This is a genomic window from Desulfosarcina widdelii (assembly GCF_009688965.1).
Taxonomy (GTDB): domain Bacteria; phylum Desulfobacterota; class Desulfobacteria; order Desulfobacterales; family Desulfosarcinaceae; genus Desulfosarcina; species Desulfosarcina widdelii.
This window is the reverse complement of record NZ_AP021875.1, coordinates 584,443-605,783: the sequence shown is the minus strand read 5'-3', so window position 1 is coordinate 605,783 and position 21,341 is coordinate 584,443. Positions and strand designations below refer to the sequence as shown.

Annotated in this window: 19 protein-coding genes; 3 read left to right on the top strand and 16 right to left on the bottom strand. The window is 46.4% G+C overall.

Annotated features, from left to right (window positions below):
- Positions 1 to 112: 112 nt before the first annotated feature.
- Positions 113 to 883, bottom strand: coding sequence for a tyrosine-type recombinase/integrase (locus GN111_RS02850; RefSeq protein WP_170302097.1), 771 nt, complete (start codon positions 881 to 883; stop codon positions 113 to 115).
- Positions 884 to 1,228: 345 nt separating this feature from the next.
- On the opposite strand from GN111_RS02850, the gene GN111_RS02845 reads away from it, so the two are divergent.
- From GN111_RS02845 to GN111_RS02835, 3 genes are all read left to right on the top strand, one after another.
- Entirely contained in the window at positions 1,229 to 1,669 is a 441-nt protein-coding gene (locus GN111_RS02845; RefSeq protein ID WP_155302297.1) for a MarR family winged helix-turn-helix transcriptional regulator, read from the top strand.
- 22 nt (positions 1,670 to 1,691) lie between these two features.
- Positions 1,692 to 2,123 carry a DUF3795 domain-containing protein gene (locus GN111_RS02840; protein WP_170302095.1) on the top strand — a complete coding sequence of 144 codons (432 nt, stop codon included), beginning with the start codon at positions 1,692 to 1,694 and terminating at the stop codon, positions 2,121 to 2,123.
- 102 nt (positions 2,124 to 2,225) lie between these two features.
- Complete coding sequence (locus tag GN111_RS02835; RefSeq protein WP_155302295.1) at positions 2,226 to 2,978, top strand: SDR family oxidoreductase; 753 nt, start codon at positions 2,226 to 2,228, stop codon at positions 2,976 to 2,978.
- A 224-nt stretch (positions 2,979 to 3,202) separates the two neighbouring features.
- Here the strand turns inward: GN111_RS02835 and GN111_RS02830 are convergent, their stop codons facing one another.
- The 15 genes from GN111_RS02830 to GN111_RS02760 all read right to left on the bottom strand — a co-directional run bounded on the left by GN111_RS02830 (position 3,203) and on the right by GN111_RS02760 (position 21,300).
- Positions 3,203 to 3,901 (bottom strand): GntR family transcriptional regulator, encoded by a 699-nt coding sequence (locus GN111_RS02830; protein WP_155302294.1) that lies wholly within the window; start codon positions 3,899 to 3,901, stop codon positions 3,203 to 3,205.
- 191 nt (positions 3,902 to 4,092) lie between these two features.
- Entirely contained in the window at positions 4,093 to 4,389 is a 297-nt protein-coding gene (locus GN111_RS02825) for a putative quinol monooxygenase (protein WP_155302293.1), read from the bottom strand.
- A gap of 204 nt (positions 4,390 to 4,593) precedes the next feature.
- A complete protein-coding gene (locus GN111_RS02820; RefSeq protein WP_155302292.1) occupies positions 4,594 to 5,469 on the bottom strand; it encodes an NAD(P)-dependent oxidoreductase in 876 nt (291 codons plus the stop codon).
- Positions 5,470 to 5,560: 91 nt separating this feature from the next.
- Positions 5,561 to 6,736 carry an amidohydrolase family protein gene (locus tag GN111_RS02815; RefSeq protein ID WP_155302291.1) on the bottom strand — a complete coding sequence of 392 codons (1,176 nt, stop codon included), beginning with the start codon at positions 6,734 to 6,736 and terminating at the stop codon, positions 5,561 to 5,563.
- 229 nt (positions 6,737 to 6,965) lie between these two features.
- Positions 6,966 to 8,054, bottom strand: a complete 1,089-nt coding sequence (gene leuB, locus GN111_RS02810) for a 3-isopropylmalate dehydrogenase (RefSeq protein WP_155302290.1) — start codon at positions 8,052 to 8,054, stop codon at positions 6,966 to 6,968.
- Positions 8,055 to 8,180: 126 nt separating this feature from the next.
- Positions 8,181 to 9,314 (bottom strand): 4-hydroxybutyrate dehydrogenase, encoded by a 1,134-nt coding sequence (gene gbd / locus GN111_RS02805; RefSeq protein WP_155302289.1) that lies wholly within the window; start codon positions 9,312 to 9,314, stop codon positions 8,181 to 8,183.
- Positions 9,315 to 9,396: 82 nt separating this feature from the next.
- Positions 9,397 to 10,971, bottom strand: a complete 1,575-nt coding sequence (locus GN111_RS02800) for an aldehyde dehydrogenase (NADP(+)) (protein ID WP_155302288.1) — start codon at positions 10,969 to 10,971, stop codon at positions 9,397 to 9,399.
- 35 nt (positions 10,972 to 11,006) lie between these two features.
- Positions 11,007 to 12,197, bottom strand: coding sequence for a fumarylacetoacetate hydrolase family protein (locus GN111_RS02795; protein ID WP_155302287.1), 1,191 nt, complete (start codon positions 12,195 to 12,197; stop codon positions 11,007 to 11,009).
- Between the two features lie 153 nt (positions 12,198 to 12,350).
- Complete coding sequence (locus GN111_RS02790; RefSeq protein ID WP_155302286.1) at positions 12,351 to 13,589, bottom strand: MFS transporter; 1,239 nt, start codon at positions 13,587 to 13,589, stop codon at positions 12,351 to 12,353.
- The gene (locus tag GN111_RS02785) at positions 13,586 to 14,533 is read right to left on the bottom strand and encodes a glycyl-radical enzyme activating protein (RefSeq protein WP_155302285.1); all 948 of its coding nucleotides are present in this window, start codon (positions 14,531 to 14,533) and stop codon (positions 13,586 to 13,588) included. The genes GN111_RS02790 and GN111_RS02785 overlap by 4 nt, the downstream gene beginning before the upstream one ends.
- 48 nt (positions 14,534 to 14,581) lie before the next feature.
- Positions 14,582 to 15,856: a TRAP transporter large permease gene (locus tag GN111_RS02780; protein WP_155302284.1), complete on the bottom strand. Its 1,275-nt coding sequence runs from the start codon at positions 15,854 to 15,856 to the stop codon at positions 14,582 to 14,584.
- 28 nt (positions 15,857 to 15,884) lie between these two features.
- Positions 15,885 to 16,373 (bottom strand): TRAP transporter small permease, encoded by a 489-nt coding sequence (locus GN111_RS02775; RefSeq protein WP_155302283.1) that lies wholly within the window; start codon positions 16,371 to 16,373, stop codon positions 15,885 to 15,887.
- A gap of 68 nt (positions 16,374 to 16,441) precedes the next feature.
- A complete protein-coding gene (locus tag GN111_RS02770; RefSeq protein ID WP_155302282.1) occupies positions 16,442 to 17,584 on the bottom strand; it encodes an iron-containing alcohol dehydrogenase in 1,143 nt (380 codons plus the stop codon).
- A 129-nt stretch (positions 17,585 to 17,713) separates the two neighbouring features.
- On the bottom strand, positions 17,714 to 18,727 hold the full coding sequence (locus GN111_RS02765; protein WP_155302281.1) for a TRAP transporter substrate-binding protein: 1,014 nt from the start codon (positions 18,725 to 18,727) through the stop codon (positions 17,714 to 17,716).
- A gap of 212 nt (positions 18,728 to 18,939) precedes the next feature.
- A complete protein-coding gene (locus GN111_RS02760) occupies positions 18,940 to 21,300 on the bottom strand; it encodes a glycyl radical protein (RefSeq protein ID WP_170302094.1) in 2,361 nt (786 codons plus the stop codon).
- Positions 21,301 to 21,341: the final 41 nt, after the last annotated feature.

Sequence of the window (21,341 nt, the reverse complement as noted above, 5' to 3'; positions counted from 1 at the left end):
ATACAAGATCTTGTGGCCTGCTTTTTCCAAAAAAATAAACGCTTAGTTCTGCATATCTTTACTGGCAAGTCTGATGGGGTGAAACCGGAAACCGGCATCACCCCTTTTTGCATCACCCATAAATATTCTCAATCCATCTGATTGCTTCCACATCGCTGATTGTTCCCAGATACCTTTGTGTGGTCGAAAGATTCGCGTGCCGGAGGATGACTTTTGAAATAATTTCAATAGGTACGCCAGATCGACTGGCATAGGTGGCAGAATGCCGACGCAGGTCATGCGGTCTGAGTTTGACTCCGACCAGCTTGCCGGATTTGATCACCATCATTCTGGCCGCCTCATAGGTAATCGGGAATATCCGATCGCTGGGTTCATTGCACACCTCCAGTGCATATTCACGTAATCGATCCGCCACTTTCTGTGGGATGAACACAAACTCATATTCCTTTCCGCTTTTGGGCTCACGGAGAACCAGCTTACGGTCCTGCAGATCACCCAATTGCAGTTTCAGCACTTCACCGATGCGCATGCCACCACGGGCCATCAGTTCAAGGATCAATCGATTGCGAACCTTGGTGGTGCGAAAAATAATCTCGTCGATAGTTTCCTTTTCGATAATTTTCCACCTCAGGGGCACCCGCTCCCGATACAGCTTCCGAATCATGGGCCTGTCGCATGGGTTCCTGAGCTCGGGATCGATATTATTGCGGACAAAATTGAAAAATGATGAGAGTTGGGAAAAGCGGATCCGCTTGGTGTAGGGTTTGTTGCCTTCGGTGAGGCGGTTCAGGTAGGTTAGAATCTGTTCCGGGGATACTTGCTCAACGGGACCATCACCAAATTCCTGGATAAACCGCTCGATGATGGCCCGGTAAGCTCGCACCGTATTTTTTTTTCGAATGGGTCTTGTGATAATCGATCCAGATTTTGGCCGCTCGTGATAGTTTCATAGCCTTCCTCCTGGGTTAAAGGGTTAATAATATTGGGCAGCACTCAAGATAAGCCTATGATATCCAGTTGCTAAATGCAAATTCGGTGTCTTCCTTGATACTTATTGGGGCTGGCAAGATACCACACGGAACGATGGGGTCCGTTTTTGTGGGATAGCCAAATCTATATTTCAATAAGCCGCAAATAAAACTTCATCTTTCCAAACGATCATTGTTTTGACTTGCGTACTTTTTAGTAGCTTGCTATATAAATGCATGCTAACTATAAGGAGCCACAGATGAATGTCCGTGATTGTATTTTTTTTCAACTGACCAAAGCTAGCCAAACCGGCGCTGAGTTTTGGACGAAAAAGGTCAAGCATTTGAATGTTACCGCCTCCCAGGCAATGGTGTTGAATTTTTTAGGCGAGGAAGACCGCCTACTTGCAAACAGCCTGAGGCAAAAACTGCAGATCACCAGTGCAACGATGACCGGCATTCTGGATCGACTGGAAAAGCTCGAGCTGATCGAAAGGCAACCGCATCCAGATGATCGTAGGGCGATACTGGTTTGTCTGACCGACCGAGGCCGCCAATGTGCGACGGAGATCAACAGCATAATGGTTCAGGCCAATGAGGAGTTTTTAAGCGGATTCAATCCTGAGGAGTCAGGATGCTTGCATCAAATGCTCGAGCGCATTCGATCGAATGAATACATGGAGCGTTTATCAGAACGGTAAAAATGCTACGAAAGGAAGATCCATGGAAGAGAAATTGGTTTTAACCGCGCCTTGTGGATTAGACTGTTTCAATTGCGAGCTATATGCAAAAAACCTGACTGAAAAGCTGGCCGGATTGATTCATGAGAAAATCGGAATCCCTGAAAAAGAGATCCCCTGCAGGGGATGCCGGCAGCAGGATGGAAACCATTTCCACCTTGGCTCTGAGGGGTGTTCAACCCTTGATTGCGTAAAGGAGAAAGGTGTTGATTTTTGTTTCAACTGCGATGAATTTCCATGCGCTTATCTTGCACCAACAGCTGAAGGAGCGTCCAAGTATCCGCATAATATGAAGATGTACAACCTTTGCCGGATGAAAAAAGTGGGGATGGAAAAATGGTTTGAGGAAGCGAAAGAGATCAGGAAAAAATATTTCAATGCAAAATTTATCGTTGGCAAAGGACAAATGGATTAGAAAACCAAAAAGACGTCTTGGGTTATTGTAGATGATCCTGAGGAATAGCTGCCTTTCTATAGTTTCCTGAAGATTAATGGGACAAATCGATTGGAGAATAGCATGGGCAATAAAATCGCTCTGGTTACAAATGTATTGGATTATGTTGGTCCACCAGCAGTCAAAGCTCTTTTGGAGAACGGGTATGATGTCGTGGCTCACGATCCTGCTTTTCAAGATGCAAATCAACAAGAGGATTACAAGTCAGACAATCCGGGGACGATTCCGTTAGGTATTGGAGAACCAGACAAACTTATCCAGCACTTATGGGACAATTATGGAAAAGTCGATGTTATTGTCAGCAACGACACCTTTCCCGCGATCCATGTCCCGATTGATGAAGCGAATGTGGCGGATCTGAATGCAACGATCGAGCATGTATTGGTGTACCCATTCAAACTGATGCAGGCAGCCATCCCGAGATTGAAAAAGCAGGGCCGTGGCAATGTGATCATGATCACCTCCTGCCGCACCGAACTGCCTTTGCCGGGCGGCGCAATACCCGATATTGCGCGGGCTGGAGCGAATGCCTTGGTTAAATCCTTGAGTTTGGACCTGGCACCCTATGGCATTCCTGTTAACGCCATTGCACCGAACTACCTGTACAGCGAAGCCTATTTTCCAAAAGCGAAATTTATCGACAACCCCGTAGGAAGAGACTTCATTAGCGAAGTTGTGCCGGCTGGCAGGCTGGGCGAACCGGAAGAAATTGGCGAGTTGATCAATTACCTGGCCAATATGAAAGGCTCCTTTCACACGGGCACGATCATCAAATTTGCCGGCGGTTGGCCCGCTGCGCCCAAAAGGCCGATTTAATTCCATCCATTAGGGCAGTACTTAAGGAACGCCTATGATATCCATTTGCTAAATGTATATTCGTTGTCTTCTTTTATACTTATGGGGCCTGGCAAGAAAGTCAAAGTTCTTCTGGTTTCCATATATCTGAGATAGATAGAACGTATTTGCATGGTATTGAAATTCTTACTGCTGATCCGAGGGCCATTTATCTCAGAATTTGACAAGAGTAGCCATATCAATGCTCATGAACCCTTATCAGTTTCTTTTTTCCTTCTCGATATAACAGCAATTGCGTTTTTTGCGGCAGACTCGATATGTTTGCGCATTAGTTTAGCAGATTCTACCTTGTCCTTCTTTCGCAAGTAATTTATTAGCTTATCATGCTCTTTCCAAATGTCACTCCACTCATTGTTTTTTCGTAAACCAGCCGTTCTGCCAAGCATGACAGAATCGTTCATTTCTCCTAGTATTTTAACCAGGTATGAATTTCCTGAGGCTTCGTTGATCTTTCTGTGGAAAGAAGAATTCAGGCTGAGTAGCTCATTCAATTTATCTTCTTTGCTCAAATCAACCGATTTAAGGACTGCTTCAGCGTTTTTTTTGATTTGTGCTATTCTTTCCAATTCGCTATCAGAAATTCGCTCACAAGCCAGTTCTACAGCATAAGTTTCCAAAACAGCTCTGACGCCATACACTTCCTCTATGGTTTCTACGCTTATTGCAACGACTTTAACCCCTCCTTGAGGCATCCGCTCTACCAAACCGTCTCTTTCTAACTTCCGAAAAGCTTCTCGAACAGGAGTCCGGCTGGTTTGATAAAACTCACCCATAAACTCTTGGGTCAAGCGGCTGTTTGGCTCAAGCTTTCCTTCCAGTATATCCTTTTTTATAAACTCGTATACTTGGTCCGCAATGGATCTGGGCGCTGACACCTTCGCCATTTCAACCTCCCACTTTTTCGATCTTATATATTATATCACTCGAGGGGCTAACTGCACAGGATTTATGCATCCTAAGACCTCAATTATTTCCATTTCTAGCACAGTTCATACTTAGTGTCAAAAATGATCGAGCGGACATCTATCTGTCCGCTCTTCATTTCAATATCAATTTACCACAGTGCCTTTGCTGTCTATAATGTTTTCCAGGTAGAGACCTCAAGATCTTGCGCCAGCATGGGCGCCCTGCGCTCCCGAAACGCCGGTAGATAGGGCATAGTTACATGTTTGTCTGCGTCAGTTTGGCTCTCCCAAACTTCGCGGAACATAAAGACAGTGTCGTCATCCTTATCTCGCAAAACCTCGTATTCTAAGCACCCGGGATCCTGTGACGATTTACTTGCCATCTCCAATAGCAATGCTTTTAATTCCTCTTGACGTCCCTGTTTTGCTTTAATTTTTGCAAAAACCGTTACTTTCTCTGTAGACATATTGCCCTCCTATTTGTGTTCGAGTGGACTGTCGGTAGACCTTGTCTGTATAATTGTATTTATTGACCAACTCGTTTTTTAACAATGCATATATTTTTTTTGCCCCAGCCTTTTTTATCTCTCTCCACAAACAAAATTAAACTCTTTCAATCTTTGCCCACAACTATAAAATCTATTGATATTTTCCCTTTTTCAGGTCGTTGTCTATGATTCAACCATACGCCGCATCACTTGCATGATGCGGGCAGAGTCCTCATTTGCCAGACCTTGAGAAACTGCCATATCAAAGTAGTGTGCCGTGGCATTGGCGATCAATAATGGAAGATTTTTTTCTCGTGAAGTGTTTATTACTAAATTAATGTCTTTCCATAGCTGCCCCATCCCTCCAGGAGAATTACCATCGTCCAAAATAGCTTTAGATAAAAGTTCGAAATAATTGCTCCCCCCTATGCCACTCCCAACTACTTGGCAGACTTGTTTTGGATCAACTCCGGTTTTTTCAGCCAAAGTAATTACCTCCATAGTCGCGGCGTGAATGGCACAAACCATGAGCTGGTTGCAATGCTTAACGGCTTGGCCAAAGCCAGGCAAATCACCAACATTAGTAACTTTACCGATTACTTCAAGATAGGGACGCACCTTTTCAATAACTTCAGGTTTAGCGGCAGTAATGAGTGTCAAAGTGCCATTAGATACTCGCGCAGGGCCTCCGGTGAAGGGACAGTCAACGAAATCTACAGACTTTTTTCTGCAGCTACTGTCGATAGTTTGCAGGTTAGACCGGTTTATAGTGCTCATACAAATTACCAGGTGGCCATGGCCGGCACTCTGTAATATGCCCTTAGATCCTATAACTACATCGAAAACTTGGTCATCATTTAGCACCATCACAATTATGGTTTTTACCTTCCGAGCCATTTCCTCAGGGCTGGCGGTATGTATTCCACCCTTTCTTTCCAAAGCGGTAATTACTTCGGCTCTTCTGGCATGACCATACACCTGGTATCCCATTTCTAAAAATCGTTCCACTGCAGGCATCCCACATCGTCCAAGTCCGATGATGCCAATAGTTTTTTCCATACCACCCTCCTTATTGTTAAAACCATTTCTAATGGTTATACTTACCAATTTAATATTTGCTATACTGTATTTAGCATTCTACTTATTCTGGCTAACAGCTCATACTCTTATCAATCTTTATTGGCGCTCCATTCTGAATTATCGTCTGGACATGTTTTAGGTCGGTTATTTTATCTAAAGGATTTCCAACCACCCCTATCAGATCTGCCCGCTTACCTTTTTCTACTGTACCAATTAAATCAGCCATGCCACATAATTCCGCTGCTCGTGAAGTTACACCCGCCAATGCATCAGCTGGGCTTGCACCAAAGCTAACCACATATTCCACTTCGTCTGCGAGTCGGCCGTGCATACCGTCTGTACCTATAGCGTACTTGACACCTCCTTTGACTGCTGCACTCATTGCCTCGGCGACTTTAGGTCTTTGATCGATGTGTGGTTTTTTTAGATTGTTATGCAGTGTATCCAACCTGTCGTCAGTGAAAAACAAACTCGGCGTCAGCACCAACCACCTTTCATTTTTTGATATGAGATCCAAATCTTCAAAATTTAAAAAGTATCCATGCTCGATAACATCGATACCGCACTTAATCGCCAGATTCACGGCAGGGCCACCAATACAATGGGTAGCGACAGGCACACTTGCCCTATGAGCCTCATCTACCAGGATTCTTACCTCATCCTCTGAGAAATAGCAGGGAAGTCCCTTGGGCCCCATTAGAGATCCAGTAAGGTAGATTTTAATAAGGTCTGCACCGGCGTAAAGATTTTCACGGACTGCCTGTCGTATGTTATTTACCCCACAATAAGGATTGCCCACAAAACCATGTCCGTGTAACGCTCTAATGCCTCGTGTAGCCACTATTAGTCTTGGTCCTAACAGACGGCCTTCAGCCTGCGCATTTTTACAATGTACATCTAAAAATTCTTTGTCTCCGAGACATCTGGAAGTTGTAACTCCACTCTTCAGGTCCATATCCATGGTTTCAACGGCCTTCAAAGTAAGTTCAGGAACTGGATCTAACATCCTTAGTAGATAGTCTGGAAGTCTCGGGTCCAATGATAGATGGTTATGGCAATCAACCATCCCAGGCATTAGAGTCTGACCTGGGCATTGAATTGTTTTGCTGGCATCCGCCGCTTTTGCTTGAGCCTCTTCACCAACAGCTTCAATATACCCTTCTCGCACCATCACAACTGCAGGTTCATCCTTTACCAGATTGTTGCCGTCGAATAAGTTCTCTCCCTCTATTAGTATTGAATTCATAGGTAGTTTCCTTTACAAGTGATTGGCTTATCATTCAAATAAGCTGACTTGGCAAACAAAATGGGTCAAACCACTGCAAGGTGAGGATGAGCACGCCTGTCAGCATTAACTGGATACTTGGATACATGGATCCAATAAGGTTGTCAAGCTAATTTGGAACTTGAACAAAAAATAGCTAAACTATATTTTTTTAGCTCTACTTTGCATTAGCCTTTAAGTTTAAAATTACTTATCTTTCACCATTAATAATCTTAGTTACGATAGAATTGCCCATTTCAGATGTGTTTATTGACTTAAGCTTTCCACGGGAAAGGTCTATTGTAAGGAGCCCTTCGGATAGTACCTTTTCAACGGCCGCCTCAATTGCATCAGCCGCGTCGGACTGATCCAGGCTATATCGAAGCATCATAGCTGCAGAAAGTATTTGGGCAATGGGATTCGCAATCCCCTGTCCCGCAATATCGGGTGCCGATCCACCTGCTGGTTCATAGAGCCCAAACTTTTTCTCATTAAGACTCGCCGAAGCCAATAGGCCCATTGATCCGGTGATCATGGCACATTCGTCCGAAATAATATCACCAAACATATTACCACAAAGCAAAACGTCGAATTGGTGGGGATCTTTGATCAACTGCATGGTGGTATTGTCCACGTATTGGTGTTTCAGTGTAATATCAGGATATTCTTCGGCTACCTCGGTCACAACCTCTCTCCAAAACACCATAGTCGTTAGAACATTGGCCTTATCCACAGAAGTCACTAGTTTACGTCGTTTTCTGGCTTCAGCGAACGCAATATGCGCGATTCGCTCAATCTCCGCACGTGTATATACCATGGTATCGAATGCTCTTTCGGAAAAACCTGCACCTTCACGTCCTTTGGGTTGTCCGAAATAGATGTCACCGGTAAGTTCACGAATGCATAAAATATCAAAGCCTTCTTTCACTATAGAAGGGTGAAGGGGGCTTGATGCCACGACAGACTTGAAAATCTTGGCTGGACGCAGGTTGCAATAAAGGTTGAACCTTTTTCGAAGAGGCAGCAAGGAGGCCCGCTCCGGCTGTTCCTCCGGAGGAAGGTGTTCCCACTGGGGGCCGCCAACCGAGCCAAAAAGAATTGCATCAGCTGCTTCGCATGATTTGAGAGTCTTATCTGGGAGTGCAGTGCCGTGTTTATAAATACCGTAGCCACCGACATCGGCATATTTGTACTCCAAATTGAAGGAATATTTCTTCTGAACGGTATCTAAGACTTTAACCGCCTCCTTCATCACCTCCGGCCCGATACCATCACCGCATAAAATTGCAATCTTTTTCATAAGGCATTGCCTTTTGAGCCTTTACTTTCCCTGTAGGCACAAACTTTTAACTATTTGTTATGTTTATTTAAATTGATCTTTAATGTTGGTTATCTTGTTAGCGCTTTATTTTTTATCGTGATAATTTTAAAGGGTCTCAACAAGCATATTATAAAAATCTTTTTTCTTTGCGGGCTTGGGGTTAGTAGGCGTTGAGTGATCATCAAAGGCCCATTTTGAAACTTGATCACACATATCCTTTCTAACACCAAGTTCAGTTAATCGAGTTGGCAATCCCAGAGAACGGTTTAATTGGTTAAATTCATCGGCAAGATCAACACTGGAGCCGAGCCCCATTACTTGAGCAATCTGTTCGTATTTAACTTTGCAGTGGCTTTTATTAAAGCGTAAAACAGTAGGCATAAATATCGCGTTGAGCGTTCCATGATGAAGGTTAAGCTCATGATAGCCACCAAGTGCGTGAGATAATGAGTGCACCGCCCCCAGCCCCTTTTGGAAAGCCAACGCGCCTTCGAGAGCTGCCATCATCATTTGAGTTCGAGCCTCTAAATTTCTCCCGTCGTCTACTGCTTTGTTTATATTTTTAAATGCATAGCCCAGACCGTCAAGCGCTATTGCGTCTGCTGGTGGATTGATTTTTGGGCTAAGAAAGGTCTCTACGCAGTGAGCAACCGCATCCATGCCTGTTGCTGCTGTGAGGAAGGGAGGCAAGCTCAGTGTCAGTGCTGGATCGCAGATGGCAACTGAGGGAATGAGAAAAGGTGATATAAATCCTAATTTTCGCTTGTCACGCATAGTGATAAGTGAAGCTCGCCCGACTTCACTCCCAGTACCGGCCGTTGTTGGGATTGCAATTAAGGGTAAAATGTTTGATTGAATTTTTTCAATCCCTCCTTCAATAGCAGAATATTGGCGTAGCGGTGCAGGATGGGTCGCAAGCAGAGCAATTCCCTTGGCCAAATCAATGCTAGAGCCTCCACCAACAGCAATAATTCCATCGCATTCATTTTTTCGAAGGAATAGAAGGGCATCTTCCACGGCCGATTCATTCGGATTTTGGGGAGTGCCGTCAAATATAATCGGGGCAGAATTCAGCTTGCTAGCTGAAATCGTGACATCCATTACGTTTGTATTACTCAACCCTTTATCTGTAATGAACAATGGCTTGCTAACGCCTAATTGCCTTATCTCTTCCCGAAGCTCATAAACGGCATTTTCACCAAACTGAACTTTTGTCAGATAATTGATCAAAAAAGCCATATGCCCAACCTCTCGTTGGTTATGTGCAATTACCGAAGGTATCTAATTATAAAATCAGTATTAATTGTATCTTTTAACGAACTTATTCACGTTCACCATCCAACAATCGGCCTACCCCCAGTGGATTGTCATCTCTTAGCGCTTGAGGCAACAATTCTTGTGGTAGGTTCTGGTAACACACTGGTCTCAAGAAGCGTTGTATCGCGGCACTGCCAACCGAGGTTGAACGGCTATCTGAGGTTGCCGGGTAAGGGCCACCATGGACCATTGAATGGCAAACCTCAACTCCGGTGGGCCAGTTATTGACCAGAATACGGCCTGCTTTTCGCTCAAGGATTGGTAGAAGGTTGCGGGCAGTTTCCAAATCGCCGTCATCCATCTGCAAGGTAGCAGTGAGTTGCCCCTCAAGCTGTATAGCGAAGCTTTCAACTTCGGGAAAATCAATGCATTCAATCACCATTGAGCTGGCACCGAAAACCTCGGTCTGCAGTGCTTTGTCGCTCATAAAATCAGCCATTGATACAACGAACAATGTAGTCTGGCATTGGCAAGGCCCCTTGCTGAGTTGACCGTTGGACGCCTTGCGCACCTTATCACTGTTTGATAATGCTTCAACACTGTTCTGATACGCTCGATGAATAGTAGGCGTAAGCATGGTTTGTGAAACACACTTCTCAACCTCATGACTGGCAGCCGTAATAAAAGCATCCAAAGCCACTCCCTTTTCTGCCACTATCAACCCTGGGTTAGTACAGAACTGGCCAGCACCCATATTTAGCGACAAAACAAAACCTTCTGCGAGCTCATTGTAGCGCGCCTTAAGTGCTTCCGGCAGCAGAAATACTGGATTAAGGCTGCTCATCTCGGCATATACCGGAATCGGCTGGGGACGAGACTGAGCTATTGTAAGAAGTGCAGTGCCGCCGGTGCGCGAGCCGGTAAAGCCCACGGCTTTGATACGCGAGTCAGCAACCAGAGCCTTGCCTACTACGTCACCCGAACCAAACAGCAAAGAAAAAACACCTTCAGGCATGTTACTCTTTGCAACAGCGGATTGTACCGCACGGCCGACTATCTCGGAGGTTCCCGGATGGGCTGAGTGTGCTTTTACAACCACAGGACATCCGGCAGCCAAAGCCGCAGCAGTGTCACCACCAGCTACAGAAAATGCCAGTGGGAAGTTGCTTGCTCCGAACACCGCCACCGGCCCGATAGCGATATGCCGCTGTCTCAGGTCCACTCTTGGAACAGGTATACGATCCGGTAAAGCAGGATCCAGACGAACATCAAGCCATTGTCCGGATCGAACCACCTCTGCAAATAACCGCATTTGGCCGCAGGTGCGACCACGCTCTCCTTCCAAACGTGCACGAGGCAAACCAGTCTCTGCCATGCAGCGCTTGATGAGTTCGTCACCCAAAGATTCAATTTCACTGGCGATGGACTCGAGGAAATTTGCACGATCTTTAAGCGTCGTTTCACGATAAATGTCAAAAGCTGATTCGGCCAATCCGCAAGCTTTGTTGACCTCTGCCTCCCCCCCGGCTGGATAGGTGGGTACCAATGTTTCACCGGTAGCCGGGTTGACGGCTTGAATCGGTTCACCTTTAGCAGTAACAATATGTTTGCCTATCAATTGTTGTCCGGTCAGTTGCATGGCATACTCCTCTTATGGTGTAAGACGTTATTTTATTAATCAAATGCAGCATCAGTATTTTTACAGGAGCTTAAATGGTCAAATAAAGAACGTAATCCAAAGCTCCAAGGCGGCAAAAGATCGCAGCGATCAACAACATTTATTAAAGCACCCAGACTGGGAGTAGAAATCGTAACCCTGTCTCCAACATGATGTGTGAACCCAAGACCTTTTTGATCGCGGTCCACGATGGGTGAAAACATAGTTCCGAGAAACAGCATGAACCCATCAGGATATTGATGATGATCGCCATAAGTCTGGGCTACAAGCTCCAGTGGGTCACGACTTATCTCACGCATGTCACTTCTATCTTTAAGTACAAATCCATCATTCTTGCCCTCAACCTTGAGAGACACCTCGGCCTTTCGGATCGTGTCGAGGGTAAAGTTGTCATCAAATAAGCGGATAAAGGGACCAATTGAGCACGAAGCATTATTATCTTTCGCCTTTCCCAGCAACAAGGCACTTCGGCCCTCTATATCGCGCAGATTGACATCATTGCCTAATGTTGCTCCACGTGGTATACCGTTGGAATCCATAGCTAAAACGATTTCCGGTTCGGGATTATTCCACTTTGAAATGGGGTGTAGACCGACCCGATCTCCGAAGCCTACAGATGAAAGTGGTTGAGCCTTCGTAAACACCTCAGCATCCGGGCCGATACCCACTTCTAAATATTGAGACCAGACTCCCCTTTTTTTCAGTTCAACTTTAAGGGCCGTGGCCTGAGGAGAACCTGGTTTTATCTGTGAAAGGTCCCCTCCAATCAACTCTTGAATCTCATTTCTTAGTTTGAAAGCTTGAGCCGGACTACCGCCAGCCTTTTCTTCAATGACCCGTTCTATTAAACTAACAGCAAAAGTCACGCCGCAAGCTTTGATGACTTGAAGGTCGCAGGGAGCCAAAAGGAAAGGTTCTTTTTTGGGCTCATTTATTGAATTTTCTAGTAGATCTTCAAGCATCCCCAAGTTTTTTCCTTCTATATTAACGAATGAGGCTGCCAAATCATCTCGATCAAGAAGATCAGACATAGTGTCGATCTCAACCGAAATATCAACGACATTGCCGTTTCGAATTATTACGATAGCAGGACCTTCATTGGGAGCAGCCCGCCAAACCCGGCCTGCTAACTTGGCAAGTTTCAGATCACAGGGTAGCCAGTTTTTGGATGAATTGGTTTGCACCATAACTATCAACAGAGGTATAAGTTTTTAGAATGGCCTTCTTGGAAAAGCCATCAAAACAACTATAAAAATATCTTAATATTCAATAATATTTCTTATGAAACAGAGGAGAGTTCATGAGCTAAATGGCCAAAATTTATTCAACTGCAAGCCACCTTACCTGTACGTGCTGCGTAAAATCAGATTCATTGCACCGATTAAAAAAATTACCCCAATCAAAATTATTGTATAGCTAGAAAAATAGTCATATATTTGACCGCTTATCATGGGGCCCAACGCTGCACCTAAGGCCGTTGCCATGAACAGTATTCCATAAATCATTCCAAATCTGGCACCAGAAAAAAGATCCATGGCAATCAACATATTCAAGGGGGCGATGGCTCCATATCCAAGGCCGAAACATGCTACATAGAGGTACAAGAGCAGGTATCCTGGTTTCAGTTGGACAATTAGTAAAAACAAGCTTCCAAGTGCCAACAAAACAGAAGATGTTGCATAGGCGTTCCGGCAACCGTAACGATCCGAGATTGCCCCCCATGCGGCTCTTCCGGCAGTACCGAAGAGGCCGATGGCGCCTAAGATCTTTGCAGCTCTCATTTTTTCAAAGCCAGCGTCAGTGGCAATTGCGATCTGGTGCATCAATACGCACTGTACGATGAATCCGCCTGCAAAGAAAATCCCTAATACCTTTAGAAAGAATTTTGACATATTGGCATTCCGCTTTCCTGAAACGGGATCGCATTCTGTACTGTTCGAACGAAAAGATGAAGCGGCATCGGTATTTCCCGAGTATTGTCCCCGACCTGGTATTTTCGTCCGCTGGAGTATGAGATTTACGGGGAATAGACATCCGACTGAAATCAAACTTAATAAAAGAAAAGTCGATTGCCATGATTGATGTAAAAGACAGTATTGGACTATCGGTACAAAAATCAACATCCCGAGACCTATGCCGGATGTGGCTATCCCAGCAGCTAGTCCGCGTCGTTCCGTGAACCAATTTTCAATAGCAGGCGAATTGCCCGTCAATCCTATAGTACCGGCGCCAACACCTGCAATCAAACCGAAAGAAAGGTAGAAATCGGCCATTGAATCGGCGATGCTGCAACAATAAAGGCCGAGGGAAAGAACCAGTGAGCCTAAGGCAAGCACAGTTCTGGATCCGAATTTGTCGATCCATCTGCCAACGAGAGGACCTGTTGCACCGATTACCAACATATATACCGAGAATATGCTAGAGACAGCAGCACGGTCCCAGCCAAATTCTTCTGCAAGTCTCAACATCAAAACGGAATATGAGTACCATATCCCGTAATGAAACATCAGGTTTACCAACGCGAGCCCGACGATAACCCATCCGTAATGAAATCGGACACCGTCTTTGGTTCGTTTCACGGGTTCGATGTCATGCTCCCGCGTGAATCCACAGAATTTTGGCCCTCAATGGCAGGGGTCCGGCATTTGATACCCAGTTTTTCGAACAGTATCTTGACGTTTTTGAGTATATTGCCGTCTGGTGTCTTTGCATCCGGACAGTCATACGGCCTGCCCAGTTGTTCATACTTGCCTATAGCGTTTTTATGGTACGGCAGCACTTCGACTTCACCCTCAAATTTGTTTTTTACGAGCCACTCTCCCAGCAATTGTAAATCCCTTTCTTCGCTGTTATACCCTACGACCAAGGGAATCCTGACAGTTAAACTCCCGACTCTGAGCGTATTCAAACGACGAAAATTCTCCAATATCCTCTTGTTGCTGATACCGGTGAGGGCTTTATGTTTTTTTGAGTCGATATGTTTTATGTCGTAGTACCAGTGGTCGACATAAGTAAGCACAGATTGAATCGATTCCCATTTTACGGCTCCGGAGGTTTCTACCGCAGTGGTTATGCCTGCATCCTTACATTTTTTAAGAACGTCCAAGGCAAATATTTCCTTAAGCAACGGTTCACCGCCGCTAAGTGTTACGCCCCCGCAATCTCTGTAAAAAATGGTATCTTTCTGCACAAGCACAACGATTTCTTTAGCGCTCATTTCCGTTCCGGCAATCTGCAGCGCATCGGCATAGCAGTGCTCCGCGCACAGGCCGCATCCATCGCACGCTACTCTATCGATGAAGCCGGGTTCGGCAATCGCCCCTATAGGGCAGGCCTCGACGCACGCGCGGCAGGAGGTGCATCGTGAGACGATGAATCGCAGGTCGAGGCCCGTGTTTTGGGATTCAGGATTGTGACACCACAGACATTTTAAGGGGCAGCCTTTCAAAAAGACCGTTGTGCGAATGCCGGGTCCGTCATGAATGCAATAGCGTTGGATATCGAAAACCAAAGGGTTTGACATATGTTTACTCCGCCTCAAAACAGCACAAGTTTCCCATGGAATTAATACTTACATGAGAAGATCGGGCAGCCATGTCACTAAACTTGGAAAAACCGTTACCATAATAAGTGTTGCGAAAAGTGGAATGTAATAAATGGCCGCACTTCTGAAAATCGATTCGGGTGGCAAATTGGCTACACCCGACATTACATAGACACCCATTCCCAGGGGCGGTGTAACAAGCCCGATCATGAGGTTGAGCACTGCTACAACCCCGAAATGCACAGGATCGACTCCTACAGAAGTTAGCGCGGGAAGCAATAAGGGGGTAAAAATCAAAAGGGCACTGATTGATTCCATAAAACAACCCACAATCAACAGCAATAAGTTGACAGCCAGCAGCAAAAGCGTCGGGCTTCCCGTCAGGGAAACAGCGAAATTCGCCAGCGCATCTGCAGCGCGCTCAATTGTGATGATCCATCCCAATAAATTTGCGACACTGACAATGATCATGATAGTTGCCGTCATTTTAGCGGTGTTTTTTAGAGCAAGAAGCAACCGTGAGAAAGTCAACTCCCTATATACCAATCCACCAAGAATAAGGCTGTATACGACCGCGACCAGGCCCGCCTCCGTGGGACTGGCAATGCCCAACACGATTACGGCAAGAATGAAAACTGGCATCAACAGGGCCGGGATCGCACGGTATAATGACCGAGCCATATTTTTCAGGGATGAACGTTGCTGCAAGGGGAATTTTTTTCTGCCGGCAATGCTGTAAATGATAAGCATCATCATACCGCCCAGCAACAACCCAGGGATAGCACCTCCCAGAAATAGCTTTCCAATAGATTGTTCAGCAATGACACCATAAATGACCAATGGTATGCTGGGTGGTATTATCGGGCCAATGGTAGCCGATGCGACCGTGATTGCTGCCGCATCCTTCTTTTGCCACCCGTCATCGACCATCGCTTTGACTTCCACCAATCCAAGTCCCGCTGAATCGGCCAATGCTGAACCGGACATACCGGAGAAGATGATACTGGCAAGCACATTTACATGCCCCAGTCCGCCCTTTATATGTCCGATGATGTTTCGTGAAAAATTAAAAATCCTGTTCGTAATACCGGCACTGTTCATCAGCTCGCCAGCCAGAACAAAGAACGGAATGGCCAGAAGTACAAAAGAGTCCGTTCCTGCAACCATTCGTTGGGGGATGACCTGCATCGGCAGGTCCAAGAAATACAGGTACCCAATCGATAGTATGCCGAGCGTGTAGAAAACAGGTACTCCAAATATAAGGAATACAACAAACAGGATTAACATACCGATTAGCATCATGATCAGTTATTTCCCTGTTGGATGTTTATTAAGCTTTTTTTAGAAATCGACGAAGAATATACCAACACGCCAGCAACATTGACGAGGGTAAGGCGGCATATTTCAGGCGGATATCAATACCGAGTGCGGGGGTACTCCCCTTGACCACTTTCAGCCAGTAAGCGCCTTGGTACAAGCACACCGTGACAATCACCACCATCAGCACGGATATGATCAAACGGGATGATTTTCTCAGCCATACTTTTTTGCTCCGGTCAATGGCTTCCAGACGTATATGGGTGTTTGTTCTGATCGCTTCGGCGGTGCCCAGGAAAACAAGCCACACCAGCAAAATCCGCGTCAATTCCTCCGCCCAGGCGAGGGGGGCAGAAAAAAGATACCTACCGACGACCTGCGCGCCGGCAATGAAAAGTATGGCAACCAGCAAGAGTACGAGAAGAAGTTCTATGTTGAAATATCTCGCAAACACGGATCTTTCATCATCGTGGTCACCGTCAGCTCTTTTTTCCGTTTGCATGATTGAGTCCCCATGGAATGAAATCAATATGAATACTTGGGTACAAACCCGAATTATTTTACAATCTTTTAGAGAGCCATTTTCAAAATGGCCTGGATATCCGGTAGCAAGATTCGTTTTACAAAACCTTCTCTCTTCGCACTGGCTGCAATTTGGGCGACTTCGTCAATGTCCGCCTCTTGGACCCCCAGTTCACGGAGCGTCACAGCACTGCCCCAGCTGCGGATTCTGGCGCGCATGGCTTCGATTCCAGACCTGGCATCGTCCTCTCCCCAGATCTGTTTTGCCCACCTGTCGAATAGCCGGGGATTGGCGTCCATGCAATACGTTGCCCACGCCAGGAAAAGAACGCCCATACCGGCGCCGTGGGGCACATCCGGTTGCACCGCGCTCACCGCGTGTTCTATCCCATGCAGTGCGAAGTCCCCTGCCCCTAGTCCTGCGCCGCTCGTACCGTTAAACGCAAGTGTAGATGCCCATGCCAGGCTGGCGCGGCTATAATAATCCTCCTGATCGTTTTTCAGCCGGTCAACCATTTTGATGATGGTGTTGCAGAGGCTTTCATTTATTGACAGCGTAGTTTCGGCCCGCTCATCTACAAAGTAAAACTCGGTAATATGACTCATTGCATCAAGGGCGCCATATACCGTTTGACGCCATGGAAGGCTTGCCTGAAAGATAGGGTCGATAAATGATACCTTCGGAAACAGGGCGGGTCCTTTGATATGCCATTTCTGTCTTGTTTCAGCATTGGTTACAACGGCCGAAGAATTCATCTCGGAACAGGTTCCGGAAATGGTTAATACGGTGAAAATTGGCAAAGCGTCCTCAATTGGATTCAAATCCAGAAACAGCTTCCAGACATCCTGCACAAACACCCCGGCCGCAACTGATTTTGCCGAATCAATGACACTACCGCCCCCCAGGGCCAGCACGGCATCAGCATTGAAATCCTTTGCCAGTGTGATCATTTCTCGGACTTTCTCAATTTCCGGGTTGGCTTGTACACCCCAGGATTCGATCCATTCTATCTTTGAATTTTGAAGAGAGGTTACAACTTGTTCATAGGCCCCGTTTTTTTTGGCACTCCCCCCGCCGCCTATTAGGATTACTTTGTGGCACCCCATGGATTGAATCGTTCTACCCAGACGGGTGCATACTTCTTTGCCGAACTGTATTTTAGTCGGATTGTAATATTCGAAATTTAACATGAGGAACCTCGCCGCATGCAGAAATATTTGTTAAAGTATATTTTTTGACCGAGTGTTTTTAGATTGACCTCTGGGAGTTGTTCTCCAGAGGCCAATCCCTCAACCCGGTTTTATTCAATTATTTGGCTTTCAGCGATCCGCTGCCGAGATGCGCTCATAGTAACCGTCCCATTTTTCGGCGAATGCCGGTACGATAATGTTCTTTGCATTCTCGATAAACTTTTCCCTGGCGGCCGGTGAAATTTCGACAGCTGTCATGCCCCTGTCGACAAGCTCATTGAGCCACTCACTTTCCTTTTCCGTCGCCAGCTTAGCGGCCCAAACATTGGTCTCCTGACCGACTTGAGCAACGATCTCTTTCAAATCATTTGGCAGCTTATCCCACTTCCGCTTGCTCATAATAAAGGGCCCATTGGTGACTACGTGGCCTGTAAGGCAAACATAATCCTGCACTTCGTAAAATTTCGATGCCAGGATCGTGTTCAGTGGGTTTTCCTGACCATCCACGATGCGCTGTTGCAGCGACGTGTAGAGCTCTGCAAAAGGAACGGGGATGGGTGTCGCACCGAGAGATTTGACGTTAAGCATGGCCTGCTCGAAATTCATTGCCCGCACCTTGAGGCCGCTTGCATCCGACGGTTCTTGAACCTTTCTGTTTTTAACGGTGAGATGCCGAACACCGTAGGTGGGGCAGGCAACAACCACAAAATTCGTTTTTGCCGCGACAAGGTCGAACAGCTCTTTTCCTACCGGCCCGTTGACAACCTTGACTTGGTGATTGTAATCTTTCAGGACGAAAGCCGCATCTAACACTGAAATTTGCGGTACAAGGGCACCTATTCCCATAGCTGTTGTCGCGGCCAGGTCCAAAAGTCCAGCATCCACCATTTCAATTAACTGTGTTTCACTTCCCAGGGATGCATTGGGAAAAATTTCCAGCTTCAACCGTCCGCCCGAAACTTCTTCCAGGCGATCTGCAAAGTAAACGGCTTCTTTGTGAACCATTGCACTTTCACTGTTTACATGAGCAAAGCGCAGGCGAAACACTTTCTCTTTGGCGAAAACGTCGGCCGTACTGAAACAGATGGCAACCAACATAGCGATTGCGAAGAAAAGAAACGGTTTTTTGCGAATGATAGCCATAGTACCCTCCAAAATTAGTTAGTTTGACGACTAATCCCCGGGAAACGACAATTGATCCGTTTTTTTGTTGGTATGCATCGTTTTTCCCTTCAGGGGATCGTGAATATGCCCATTGCCGAATTATCCAACATTTATCCTTGACAGCATTGCGGCCCGATGCCGTTGTTTATCCTGATTTTTATAGATGCACAGAGGCCTATAGACTGAATTGGTTAGACCATATGTTCGGTCCTGGCGATAATATCGTCCTGTAAATCAGTGTTAAGATCTACGAAGAATGCACTGTATCCGGACACCCTGACCAACAGATCCTTATATCTTTCCGGATCGTATTGCGCTTCCTTGAGCTCTTTTGAAGTTACTACATTGAATTGCGCGTGCAGAATTTTGAGTTCGGCCAAGGCCCTTAAAAACGTTTGAAAAGCCAACCGGCCCTCCCGATCTTCAAGTAGTTGCGGATGAAGGCGCGGGTTCAAGTTCGTACCATTACCAGCGAGTACATGATCGATTTTGGATGCAGATTTCGCCAGGGCAGTAATGCCGTTACGATCACGGCCGTGCGCGGGTGAAACGCCGTCTGCCAGCGGTTCGCTCTTCTTCCTACCGTCGGGTAGCGCTCCGACGGCTTTTCCTAAGGCGACATGCGCTGCCACCGTGTACAACCCTGGCCGAAAACAGCCATTTCGAGGGTTCTTGTTTTTCCTTATACAATTACAATAATGGGCTGCAATTTCCTCTGCGAAGCAGTCTACTGAATCGTCATCGTTCCCATATTTTGGCAACTTGTTGATCAGATACTGCTGAATGCGCTGGTCGGGAAAATCATGTCTCAGGGCATCTTTGAGCGCCTCGAACGATATGAACTGTTCATCAAACACGCCGGTCTTGATTGCGGCCAAAGAGTCCGCCACATTTGCAATACCCGCTCCCTGAGGGCCGGTGAAATTGTATTTCGCACCGCCCTTAACTACATCCGTACCGCACGCCAGACACCCATCGACCATAGTGGAAAGAAAGGGCAAGGGGACCAACTCGGACTGAATGCGATCCCATGTATTTAAGATGACGCACATGTGCTCCACATAAAACGCCACCTGTTTTTTGAAACTGTCCAGGAACTCCGCGAAGGTTCCTGGAAGCTCAACCTTTTCAGGCTCAATATTTTCGGAGTGCGTTTGGTCTCCCCGGAAAATAGATAATTCAAGGCACCTCGCCAAATTGAACATCGCGGCGTTGGTCCAGCCGAAGCAATTTCCGTTCGGCGTAGGCTCGACACAACCGACGATAGCATAATCCCGTGCATCTTCGAGTGTAACACCATTGTTCATCAACGACGGAATTACGGCGTCATCGTAAAATGCCGCCGGTTTGCCCCCGCCACGGCGAATCGTTTCCACAGTTTCACGGATAAGCTTTTCAGGTGTTCTGCTGTGAAGTCTCACGGAAAGGGCGGGTTGAGGGCACCTGATGTGTCGTTCAATTTGTAGGAACAAGTATGATAATTCGTTGGTTGCATCTTTTCCATTCGACTGTTGACCACCGACAATAACGTTTTGTGCCATTGTAAATGCCGCTGTATACTGCCCAACCGGCGGAACATCCGGTAGTTGTCGGACTTGATTGAATTTTATCCACAGGTTTTCAATCAATTCCCTGGCGTCGTCTGTGTTAGTGACTTCATTTGATAAATCACTCTTATAATAAGGATACAGGTATTGGTCCAAGCGGCCGGGCGAAACGGCAAGTCCGTCCCCTTCCAACATGACAACCAGATGCGCGAACCAGAACGACTGAACAGCTTCATGGAAGTTTGAGGCAGGATGTGCAGGCACCCGTTCGCAGATTTGTGCCATGCTTTCCAGCTCCGACGCCCTTGTGGGATCGTTTTCCATTTTCGACAGTTTGTGGCATTCTTTTGCGTATCGCTGTGCAAGTGTCATGACCGCATCGCAAACGATAATGAACGCTCTGTAGAATTGTGCCGCCGGAAGGCTTTCGGGCAGTGTCCTGTCCAGTTCCGCCGCCCTATTTTTAGCATCTTCCAGAATGTGCTTGAATCCCCTGCGAATCACCATTTCGTAGTTCGGTACGACATGTCCGGCCGAATTTTTGATGGTCAAGTTCGGCGAAATAACAGGAGGATTCATATCGTATACTGCGCGTGTCTCTTCAGGCAGCAAGCCCGGTCCTCGGTCAAGGGGAGTTTTACCTTTCCAAAATGGCAGAATCGAACGTAGTTGGGCCTTAACGGCATCGCTAACGTCAAGACGATGAAATTTGCGCTCGGATATGTGATCCAGCTGGGTCGACAGCCAGCTCGCCTGGGTTTCGGGGAAAACGGGCACGCCCCCGGGTGCACCAGTTTGATTCCCAACGATCAACTCACCGGGCGCAACGTAAATTCCCATGTTCGTTAAATAGTGATTCAAAGCCTTTGCTCTTTTTACGCAAACCGGCTCATGTTCGTATTTTTGATATGCTTCGGTTACAAGCGAAGCTCGTTCCGCGCAGACGAAAGGCTCAACTGAAAACAGTGAACTTTTTAGTTTCTCAATACGGTTGGCTATTCCCATAGGGCTCCTCATTTAGGATCTTCAAAAACCATATCCGAAAA

Coding starts and splice junctions, on each gene's coding strand:
- GN111_RS02845 (WP_155302297.1), top strand. CDS start 1,229: ATGAATGTCCGTGATTGTATTTTTTTTCAACTGACCAAAGCTAGCCAA.
- GN111_RS02840 (WP_170302095.1), top strand. CDS start 1,692: ATGGAAGAGAAATTGGTTTTAACCGCGCCTTGTGGATTAGACTGTTTC.
- GN111_RS02835 (WP_155302295.1), top strand. CDS start 2,226: ATGGGCAATAAAATCGCTCTGGTTACAAATGTATTGGATTATGTTGGT.
- GN111_RS02830 (WP_155302294.1), bottom strand. CDS start 3,901: ATGGCGAAGGTGTCAGCGCCCAGATCCATTGCGGACCAAGTATACGAG.
- GN111_RS02825 (WP_155302293.1), bottom strand. CDS start 4,389: ATGTCTACAGAGAAAGTAACGGTTTTTGCAAAAATTAAAGCAAAACAG.
- GN111_RS02820 (WP_155302292.1), bottom strand. CDS start 5,469: ATGGAAAAAACTATTGGCATCATCGGACTTGGACGATGTGGGATGCCT.
- GN111_RS02815 (WP_155302291.1), bottom strand. CDS start 6,736: ATGAATTCAATACTAATAGAGGGAGAGAACTTATTCGACGGCAACAAT.
- leuB (WP_155302290.1), bottom strand. CDS start 8,054: ATGAAAAAGATTGCAATTTTATGCGGTGATGGTATCGGGCCGGAGGTG.
- gbd (WP_155302289.1), bottom strand. CDS start 9,314: ATGGCTTTTTTGATCAATTATCTGACAAAAGTTCAGTTTGGTGAAAAT.
- GN111_RS02800 (WP_155302288.1), bottom strand. CDS start 10,971: ATGCAACTGACCGGACAACAATTGATAGGCAAACATATTGTTACTGCT.
- GN111_RS02795 (WP_155302287.1), bottom strand. CDS start 12,197: ATGGTGCAAACCAATTCATCCAAAAACTGGCTACCCTGTGATCTGAAA.
- GN111_RS02785 (WP_155302285.1), bottom strand. CDS start 14,533: ATGTCAAACCCTTTGGTTTTCGATATCCAACGCTATTGCATTCATGAC.
- GN111_RS02780 (WP_155302284.1), bottom strand. CDS start 15,856: ATGATGCTAATCGGTATGTTAATCCTGTTTGTTGTATTCCTTATATTT.
- GN111_RS02775 (WP_155302283.1), bottom strand. CDS start 16,373: ATGCAAACGGAAAAAAGAGCTGACGGTGACCACGATGATGAAAGATCC.
- GN111_RS02770 (WP_155302282.1), bottom strand. CDS start 17,584: ATGTTAAATTTCGAATATTACAATCCGACTAAAATACAGTTCGGCAAA.
- GN111_RS02765 (WP_155302281.1), bottom strand. CDS start 18,727: ATGGCTATCATTCGCAAAAAACCGTTTCTTTTCTTCGCAATCGCTATG.
- GN111_RS02760 (WP_170302094.1), bottom strand. CDS start 21,300: ATGGGAATAGCCAACCGTATTGAGAAACTAAAAAGTTCACTGTTTTCA.